This is a genomic window from Methylobacterium sp. A49B (genome assembly GCF_053346215.1).
The window spans coordinates 41,840-49,491 of the sequence record NZ_JBKFBO010000091.1 but is presented as its reverse complement, the minus strand read 5'-3'; the positions used below and the strand labels follow the sequence as shown (position 1 = coordinate 49,491).

The window sequence follows — 7,652 nt, the reverse complement described above, 5'->3', positions numbered from 1 at the left end:
CTCCAAGCAGCTGATCAACGTGCTGCAGACCGGCTCGGCCAACCTGACGAACGCGGACCTGAACCAGGAGGCGGCGAACTCGCAGGCGCTGTCGACGCGCCAGTCGATGGGCATCTCGGCGCTATCGCTGGCCAACTCGGCCCAGCAGGGCGTGCTCCAGCTCCTGCGCTGATCGCGGCCGCGCGCGCCGCGCACGCAAGACCGGCCGGCCGGGGCGACCCGGCCGGCCTTTTTCGTGCGCGATGCCGGCGGCCCGCGGCGGTCCCAGTATTCCCCACCCGGGCGCGATGATAGACCATCGGGCGCCGCGCCTCCGGTCGGCCGGCAGCGGAACGGTTCGGCGGGGACGCGACCCGCGCCGCGACCGTCGCCACCCTCCTGCTTCCGTGAGGCCGCATGACCATCGTCACCACGATCGAGGATCTGCGTCGCGTCGCCAAGGCCCGCGTGCCGCGGATGTTCTACGATTACTGCGATTCCGGTTCCTGGACGGAATCGACCTATCGGGCGAACGAGGATGATTTCGCCGCCATCAAGCTGCGCCAGCGCGTGGCCGTGGACATGACCGACCGGTCGCTCGCCACCACGATGGCTGGTCAGGCCGTGACGATGCCGGTGGCCCTCGCGCCGACGGGCCTCACCGGCATGCAGCGCGCCGACGGCGAGATCCTGGCCGCGCGGGCCGCGGAGGCCGCCGGGGTGCCGTTCACCCTCTCGACGATGAGCATCTGCAGCATCGAGGACGTGGCCGAGCACGTCACCAAGCCGTTCTGGTTCCAGCTCTATTTCATGCGCGACCGCGCCTTCAACGACCGCCTGATCGACCGCGCCAAGGCCGCCGGCTGCTCGGCGCTGGTCCTGACCCTCGACCTCCAGATCCTCGGCCAGCGCCACAAGGACATCCGCAACGGCCTCTCGGCGCCGCCGCGCTTCACCCCCGCGACGCTCATCGACCTGATGACCAAGCCGCGCTGGTGCTGGCACATGCTCCGGACCCAGCGGCGCACGTTCCGCAACATCGTCGGCCATGTCGAGGGCGTGGCCGACACCCGCTCGATCTCGTCCTGGACGGCGCAGCAATTCGATCCGCGCCTCGACTGGGACGACGTCCGCCGCATCCGCGACCGCTGGAAGGGGCCGCTGATCCTCAAGGGCGTGCTCGACGTCGAGGACGCGGCGCGGGCGGTCGAGACGGGCGCAGACTCGCTCGTGGTCTCGAACCACGGCGGCCGGCAGCTCGACGGCGCACCTTCCTCGATCGCGGTCCTGCCGGAGATCGCCGAGGCGGTGGGCCACCGGATCGAGGTGCTGATGGACGGCGGCATCCGCTCGGGCCAGGACGTGCTGAAGGCGGTGGCCCTCGGCGCCAAGGGCGTCTTCGTCGGCCGCGCGTTCCTCTACGGGCTCGGTGCCTACGGCGAGGCCGGCGTCACCCAGTGCCTCGACATCATCCGTCGGGAACTCGACATGACGATGGCCCTGTGCGGCCACCGCGACATCCTGAACGTCGACCGGTCGATCCTCCGGGCGCCCCCCTTGAGCAACCATCCCGGTTGGTGAGCGCCGCCCCCACGAAGTCGACGGTCCGGTAATCCACAGACAGGACGATACGACGCGCGGACCCTGCCTGTTCCCGTGCGTTGGACTGGGCGGCGGGGCTGGGGCCGCGGCGTAACGTGTGCAGGTGGATGGAATGGCCGAGATCCGAGGCTTCGGACCCGACGAGCGTGCGGCGGTTCTGGAGCGGCAGCGGACGCGGAAGATGGCGCGGTCGGCCCACGCCTATGTCCGGGGCAGCACCGTGAAGTTCTACGAGTGGCTGGACGGACTGGCGCGCGGCACCCTGCCCGAGGGACCGCCGGTCTGGATCTGCGGCGATTGCCATCTCGGCAACCTGGGACCGCTCGCCGATGCCGAGGGCCAGATCGACATCCAGATCCGCGATCTGGACCAGACCGTCGTGGGCAACCCCGCCCACGACCTCATCCGTCTCGGCCTGTCGCTCGCCAGCGCGGCCCGCGGCTCGGACCTGCCCGGGATCGTCACCGCCCGGATGCTGGAGGAGATGCTCAGCGGCTACGCAAGCGGGCTGTCGGGCCCCGGCGGGAACGCGGCGCCCCCCGAACCGGACGCGGTCCGCACCGTCCGGCGCCGGGCCCTGGGCCGGCGCTGGAAGCATCTCGCCCGGGAGCGCCTCAAGGACGTCGAGCCCTCCATCCCGCTCGGGCGCAAGTTCTGGGCGCTCGATGGGGCCGAGCGGGCGGCCCTCGACGCGCTGTTCCGCGAGGAGGCGGTGCGCCGCCTCGTCCTGAAGCTCAACCGGCGCGCCGCCGAGTCAGAGGTTCGCCTCGTCGACGCCGCCTACTGGATGAAGGGCTGCAGTTCCCTGGGCTTCCTGCGCTACGCCACCCTGGTGCGCATCGTCGAGCCGGATGGCCGGCGCACCTTCGCGCTGGTCGACCTCAAGGAGGCGGTCCCATCCGCGGCCCCGGCGGCACCGGACGCCGACATGCCCCAGGATCCCGCCGAGCGGGTCGTGGCCGGGGCGCGGGCGCTCGCGCCGAACCTGGGCGAGCGCATGCTGTCGGTGCGCCTCCTCGACAAGCCCGTGGTGATGCGCGAACTGGCGCCGCAGGACCTCAAGCTCGACGTTGACCAGTTCAGCCGGGAAGAGGCGGTGCGGGCGGCGCATTACCTCGCCTTCGTGGTCGGCAAGGCCCATGGCCGGCAGTTGGACGCGGAGACGGCCGCGTCCTGGCGTGCCGAGATCCTGAGGGACACCGACGACGGCGCGCAGGCGCCGACCTGGCTGTGGTCGAGCGTCGTCGAACTCGCCGGCCTCCACGAGACCGGATACCTGCGGCACTGCCGCCGCTACGCGCTCCGCGAAGCCGCCTGAGGGAGGATCCGGAACGCGGCGCGGAGGGCCAGTTGCTGGGGCTACTTGCCGGGGCTACTTGCTCTTGCCGCCCTTCTTGCCCAGCTCGGCCTGCGCCGACGAGGACTTGCGCGGGTTCGACTTGCCCTCGCGGCTCGCCTTGGCGTTGGCCTTCTTGGCGGTCGCGCTGCCGTGGCCCTTCTTCTCGGTCATGTTCGCCTCCGTGTGGATGGCGATGAAGCGCCGACAGGCCCGCGCCGTTCCCCGGGATCAGGGTTTTCCCCCGGACACGTGCGCGCACCCACCCCCTTCATCCCGAGGTGCCCGCGTCAGCGGGCCCCGCAGGAGCCTTCCAGAGGGACCTGCTATCCCTGGATGGCTCCTTCGAGGCCTGGCCTGCGCTGCACAGCCCCTCAGGATGTGGGGTTCGGATGGGATCGCCCGATGACCCGACCACAGCGCCCTGTCGTGTACCGTGCGCGTTGCGATCGGACACGGCTCCAAGTCTTCGTTGTGGTGCGCTCTCCGGCGCCGGACCGGTCGTGCAGGGCAAAGCCTTAAGGCCCTTCCGGCACTCTACACCTGCAACGAACGTGACGGGGGACATCACCATGGAGGAGCGTCGCGCGAAGCTCAGGGCCAAGGTCGCGCTGACGGGGCATGCCGCCTTCCCGAGCGCGGCCGCGGAGGTGCGGTGCCTGGTGATCAACGTGTCGAATATCGGCGCCTGTCTGAGCTTCCCGAGCGGAGTGCCGGTGCCCCGGATGTTCAACCTCCGCATCGGTCCCGATCCGAAGCCACACGCGGTGCGGGTGGCGTGGCGCCGGGCGAGCGACGTGGGCGTGGCCTTCCTCGCATCCCGGGCTCGGACCCCCGACGTCATACCGGGATGACGGCACCGGGCGGCAGCGCGTCACCCGCCGGACATGCACGCCTTGAAATGCCGTTTGCGCAGCTGCCGGTTGTATTCGGCGTACTGAGCCGCCCCCTTCGCGCCGGAGATCATCTGAAAGGCCTCCGTCTTGCACTTGATCCGCTGCGGGCTGTCACCCGCCACGGGCCGGTAGACGAAGGTGCGGACGTGGCCCGCATGCGCCGGGGACGGCAGGCCCGCAGTCACGGCGAGCAAGAGTGCGGCTGCGAAGGCTTGGCGGACCATGGGCGTCGCCCCGAGCGATTGTCACCGCCACAGAGAGACTGACGTCGATATTGTCCGTCAAGGTCTTTCGTTGTGTCTTTCCTTGTCGCGATCCGGGCGCCGATGATGGTCGCCGCAGGCCGTCCGGCCGCCGCGGGTCTGTTCCAGGTCTGCGCGGGCGACCACGCTGTCCCGCACGGCTCGACCGGCCCTATCGTGACGGTCCGAAGCTCGCCGCGGCAGGGTCCGCAGGCCGCCCGCCCCCGCTCTCGAACCGGCGCGCGGCGACGAACGAGAAGCGCCGCCGCAGGCCGAGGATCGGCCGCTCGATCAGGTGCCACGACACCATCGCGAACAGGAGGATGCAGGGCAGCGCCAGCAGGACCTGGCCGGTCGTGGCGCGCACGGGCACGAGGGCGACCAGGGCCTGCTGGATCGGCCAGCCGTACAGATAGATCCCGTAGGAATAGTCGCCGCGCCGCAGCAGGGTGGGGACCCAGAGGTCGGTCACGCCCAGGCAGACCGTGAGGTAGACCAGCGCCGGCAGAACCACGAGGTTCAGAAAGGGGAAGACCGGCACCGCCGTCACGGCGGTCAGGTCGAGCGCGCCGGCCGCGCCCACGGCCAGGACGGCCACGCCGATCAGGCGCAAGTCGTAGGGCAGGCGGTAACGGTAGAGGTAGGCGGCGATTCCCAGCAGGAACGCCACGTAGAGGCGTGAGGCCTTGTCGACGAGCAGCTTGTCGGCGAGCCGCGCCGGCAGGCTCGCGGGCTCGCCCGGGCTGGCGAGTCCGAGGAGGAAGCCGAGCAGGATGATCAGGCCGGCCGCGCCAACGACCAGCCCGGGCCGCCGCAGCGATCCGGTCAGCACGCACAGCGACATGAGCGCGTAGCAGGCGATCTCGTGCGGGATGGTCCAGAGCGAGCCGTTGACGACATCGGTGGGGTTGTGGGCGAATACGCCCGGCAGCGTGTAGACGATGAACCCGAGGATGTTGGCGAAGTACCGGACGGTGTGCGGGTCGGTGGCGTAATCCGCCAGCGGCAGAACGGTGAAGAGCGGCCCCAGGACAAGGGCGCTGAGCACGACCTCCACCGCCAGGGCGGGCACGATCCGGAGCGCCCGGTTCAGGAGGAAGTCGCGCAGCCGCAGCCGGAGGGCGCTGCCGGTGATCAGGAAGCCGCTCAGGCCGAAGAAGGCCGCGATGATGCCGTAGCTGCCGAGTTCGAAGAAGCCGTCGACCCGGGTGATCTCGTTGTTGACGATGGCGCGCCCGTGCCAGATCACGACGGACAGCGCCAGGACGATCCGCAGGAGGTCGAAGCCCGGGGCGAGGCCGCCGCGCCTGTCGAGTATGGAGCCAACGGTCTGCATGGACGAGGTCCGGTTGCGGGACGGATCCGCCCTCCATCGCAGGCCATTCGCTAAGAAAGCGGCACAGCCTGACGTGCGACGCCGGCCGCACGGCAATCCGGGGTAGGCAGAGGCGGGATCCGCAGGGACTGGCCCTCGCGTTCCTCCCCGCGAGGGCTGACGACCCCCTCCGACCACCGCACCGGGCCGTGCGAGGCCCGGCGGGTCCTCAGATGAAGTGCGCCGGCAGCGCCAGATCCTGCGCGTACTGGACCAGCGCCAGGGCCAGTCCTGCGATCATGGTCCACGCCACGATCCGGTCCGTGCCGGTCATTCCGGCGGTCATCATCTGCGTGGCCATCGATCGTCTCCCCGTCAGGGCGACCGTCGCTCGGCCGCTTCGAGGTGGGCTTATGGCCAAGCTCGTTTGCGTGATGATTGCGTCGAATATTTCGTCCGTCGTGCAAAAGATTGATCAGTCGAGGTGACAGGGCGTTCGTACAAGAACAGTCAGTAGACGCCCACGGCCTCCTCGGGGAAGCGGACCGAGAACACCGCGCCCAGCCCCGGCCCCGCGCTCTCGGCCGTGGCGCGGCCCCCGTGCAGCTCGGCGATGCGCCGGACGATCGAGAGCCCGAGGCCCGTGGAGCCCTCGCCGCCGGTGGGCTTCGCCGAGAGGCGCTGGAAGCGGCCGAACACCCGGGTCGTGTCCTCCGGCGACAGGCCGGGCCCGTGATCGGCGACGGCGCAGACGAGTTCCGCCCCCCGCGGGCCCGGCTCGCGGCTCACCCGCACGGTGATCGCGCCGCCCCCGGGGCTGTACTTGATGGCGTTGGAGACGAGGTTGTCGAGGGCCTCCCGCAGGCGCTCGGCGTCGCCGCAGAGGAACAGCTCCTCCGGGCCCTCGCAGACGAGCGTCTGGCCCTTGGCGTCGGCCAGCGGCCGGTCGGCCTCGCAGACCTCCCGGGCGAGGCCCGCGAGATCGACCGGCTCGCGGCGCAGGCTGATGTCGAGGGCGTCGTTCATCGCGTCCGCCATGAGGCTGTCGATCATGGCGGTCAGGCCCTTGGCGCTGGTGCGCACATGCTCGATCTGCGCGCGCATCTGCGCCCGGTCGCCCTGCAGGTCGATCAGGTCTGACAGCATCTCGGCGCGGCCCAGGATCACCGCCAGCGGGTTCTTCAGGTCGTGCGCGATGGTGCCGAGGATCTCGGTCTTGAGGCTGTTGGCCCGCCGCAGGTCCGAGCGCTGCAGGTCCAGCCGGCGGTTCGCCCGGATCAGCTCGGCGGTGCGCTCGACCACCCGCCGCTCCAGGCCGGCATTGGTCTGCTGCAGCCGCTCGTAGAGGATGACGTTGTCGAAGGCGATCGACAGCCGGCTTGTGAACAGGGCGATCAGCGACCGGTCCATTTCGGAGAGCTGCCGGTCGGCCTCGATCAGCGCGACGATCTCGCTGCCGCTCGCGGTGTGCAGGTACAGGGTCGACCAGTGCTCGCCGAAGCTGTGGCGGCGCTCCGCGAAGGCGCGCTCGACGAGGGGCTGCACCCGCTCCTCCAGGGGCCAGGCCGGCTCGCGGGCGGCGTAATGGCCGTAGCAGCCGGACCCCGCCAGCACGCAGAAGCGCTCCGCCGGGGCGGCGGTCTCGCGCAGGACCAGGATGCCCGCGCAGGCGACGTTCAGCAGCGAGGCGACCTGGGTCAGGACGCCCTCGGCCAGGCGCTGCATCGACTTGTGGTCCAGCAGCATCGGCGCGGCATCGATGATGATCTCCAGCCCGCGCCGGGTCTCGTCCAGGCGCTTGAGTTGCTGGTAGGCGCGCAGGGCCGCGGTGAGGCTGGTGAACAGCTTGTCGGCGGTCAGCTCGGTCTTCGCCTTGTAGTCGTTGATGTCGTAATCGACGATGATCCGCCGCTCCGGCGCCTGCCCGGGCTGGCCGGTCCGCAGGATGATCCGGACGGTCTCCTGCCGGAGGTCGCGCCGGATGTAGTCGACGAGGTCGAGACCGGCATTGTCGGTCTCCATCACCACGTCGAGCAGCACCACCGCGACGTCGCGGCGCTCGGCGAGCAGCACCCGCGCCTCCGCGGCCGACCGGGCGGTCAGGATCTCCAGGCCGCGCCCGTCGAGGGTGTAGCTCGCCAGGGCGTAGCGGGTGCCGTCATGGACCGCCGGATCGTCGTCGATCACCGCGATGACCCACGCCCCCGCGCTCGGCTGCGCCTCATCCAGATCGTCTGGGATCAACGTGAGGGTATCGTCATCCATGGCTATGGCCTGAAATG

General features: G+C 70.5%; 9 protein-coding genes. 4 read left to right on the top strand and 5 right to left on the bottom strand.

From position 1 onward, the window contains the following. The 3 genes from ACLBX9_RS13035 to ACLBX9_RS13025 all read left to right on the top strand — a co-directional run. Positions 1 to 172 (top strand): flagellin (locus tag ACLBX9_RS13035; protein ID WP_447719224.1); only part of this gene is annotated, 172 nt, incomplete at its 5' end. 224 nt (positions 173 to 396) lie between these two features. Continuing rightward, positions 397 to 1,560, top strand: a complete 1,164-nt coding sequence (locus ACLBX9_RS13030) for an alpha-hydroxy acid oxidase (RefSeq protein WP_447719222.1) — start codon at positions 397 to 399, stop codon at positions 1,558 to 1,560. A 133-nt stretch (positions 1,561 to 1,693) separates the two neighbouring features. Then, positions 1,694 to 2,899 carry a DUF2252 family protein gene (locus tag ACLBX9_RS13025; protein ID WP_010687343.1) on the top strand — a complete coding sequence of 402 codons (1,206 nt, stop codon included), beginning with the start codon at positions 1,694 to 1,696 and terminating at the stop codon, positions 2,897 to 2,899. A 54-nt stretch (positions 2,900 to 2,953) separates the two neighbouring features. Here the strand turns inward: ACLBX9_RS13025 and ACLBX9_RS13020 are convergent, their stop codons facing one another. Next, positions 2,954 to 3,091, bottom strand: coding sequence for a hypothetical protein (locus ACLBX9_RS13020; RefSeq protein ID WP_010687342.1), 138 nt, complete (start codon positions 3,089 to 3,091; stop codon positions 2,954 to 2,956). A gap of 398 nt (positions 3,092 to 3,489) precedes the next feature. Here ACLBX9_RS13020 and ACLBX9_RS13015 point away from each other — a divergent pair, with 398 nt between their 5' ends. Further along, positions 3,490 to 3,771 (top strand): PilZ domain-containing protein, encoded by a 282-nt coding sequence (locus ACLBX9_RS13015; protein WP_010687341.1) that lies wholly within the window; start codon positions 3,490 to 3,492, stop codon positions 3,769 to 3,771. A 20-nt stretch (positions 3,772 to 3,791) separates the two neighbouring features. Here the strand turns inward: ACLBX9_RS13015 and ACLBX9_RS13010 are convergent, their stop codons facing one another. From ACLBX9_RS13010 to ACLBX9_RS12995, 4 genes are all read right to left on the bottom strand, one after another. After that, positions 3,792 to 4,037: a hypothetical protein gene (locus tag ACLBX9_RS13010; protein WP_010687340.1), complete on the bottom strand. Its 246-nt coding sequence runs from the start codon at positions 4,035 to 4,037 to the stop codon at positions 3,792 to 3,794. A 190-nt stretch (positions 4,038 to 4,227) separates the two neighbouring features. Continuing rightward, positions 4,228 to 5,391 carry an acyltransferase family protein gene (locus tag ACLBX9_RS13005; protein WP_010687339.1) on the bottom strand — a complete coding sequence of 388 codons (1,164 nt, stop codon included), beginning with the start codon at positions 5,389 to 5,391 and terminating at the stop codon, positions 4,228 to 4,230. A 208-nt stretch (positions 5,392 to 5,599) separates the two neighbouring features. Then, the gene (locus tag ACLBX9_RS13000) at positions 5,600 to 5,731 is read right to left on the bottom strand and encodes a hypothetical protein (protein ID WP_010687338.1); all 132 of its coding nucleotides are present in this window, start codon (positions 5,729 to 5,731) and stop codon (positions 5,600 to 5,602) included. Between the two features lie 149 nt (positions 5,732 to 5,880). Next, positions 5,881 to 7,635, bottom strand: coding sequence for a DUF3369 domain-containing protein (locus ACLBX9_RS12995; RefSeq protein WP_010687337.1), 1,755 nt, complete (start codon positions 7,633 to 7,635; stop codon positions 5,881 to 5,883). Positions 7,636 to 7,652 lie beyond the last annotated feature (17 nt).

Coding starts and splice junctions, on each gene's coding strand:
- ACLBX9_RS13015 (WP_010687341.1), top strand. CDS start 3,490: ATGGAGGAGCGTCGCGCGAAGCTCAGGGCCAAGGTCGCGCTGACGGGG.
- ACLBX9_RS13010 (WP_010687340.1), bottom strand. CDS start 4,037: ATGGTCCGCCAAGCCTTCGCAGCCGCACTCTTGCTCGCCGTGACTGCG.
- ACLBX9_RS13020 (WP_010687342.1), bottom strand. CDS start 3,091: ATGACCGAGAAGAAGGGCCACGGCAGCGCGACCGCCAAGAAGGCCAAC.
- ACLBX9_RS13025 (WP_010687343.1), top strand. CDS start 1,694: ATGGCCGAGATCCGAGGCTTCGGACCCGACGAGCGTGCGGCGGTTCTG.
- ACLBX9_RS13005 (WP_010687339.1), bottom strand. CDS start 5,391: ATGCAGACCGTTGGCTCCATACTCGACAGGCGCGGCGGCCTCGCCCCG.
- ACLBX9_RS13030 (WP_447719222.1), top strand. CDS start 397: ATGACCATCGTCACCACGATCGAGGATCTGCGTCGCGTCGCCAAGGCC.
- ACLBX9_RS12995 (WP_010687337.1), bottom strand. CDS start 7,635: ATGGATGACGATACCCTCACGTTGATCCCAGACGATCTGGATGAGGCG.
- ACLBX9_RS13000 (WP_010687338.1), bottom strand. CDS start 5,731: ATGGCCACGCAGATGATGACCGCCGGAATGACCGGCACGGACCGGATC.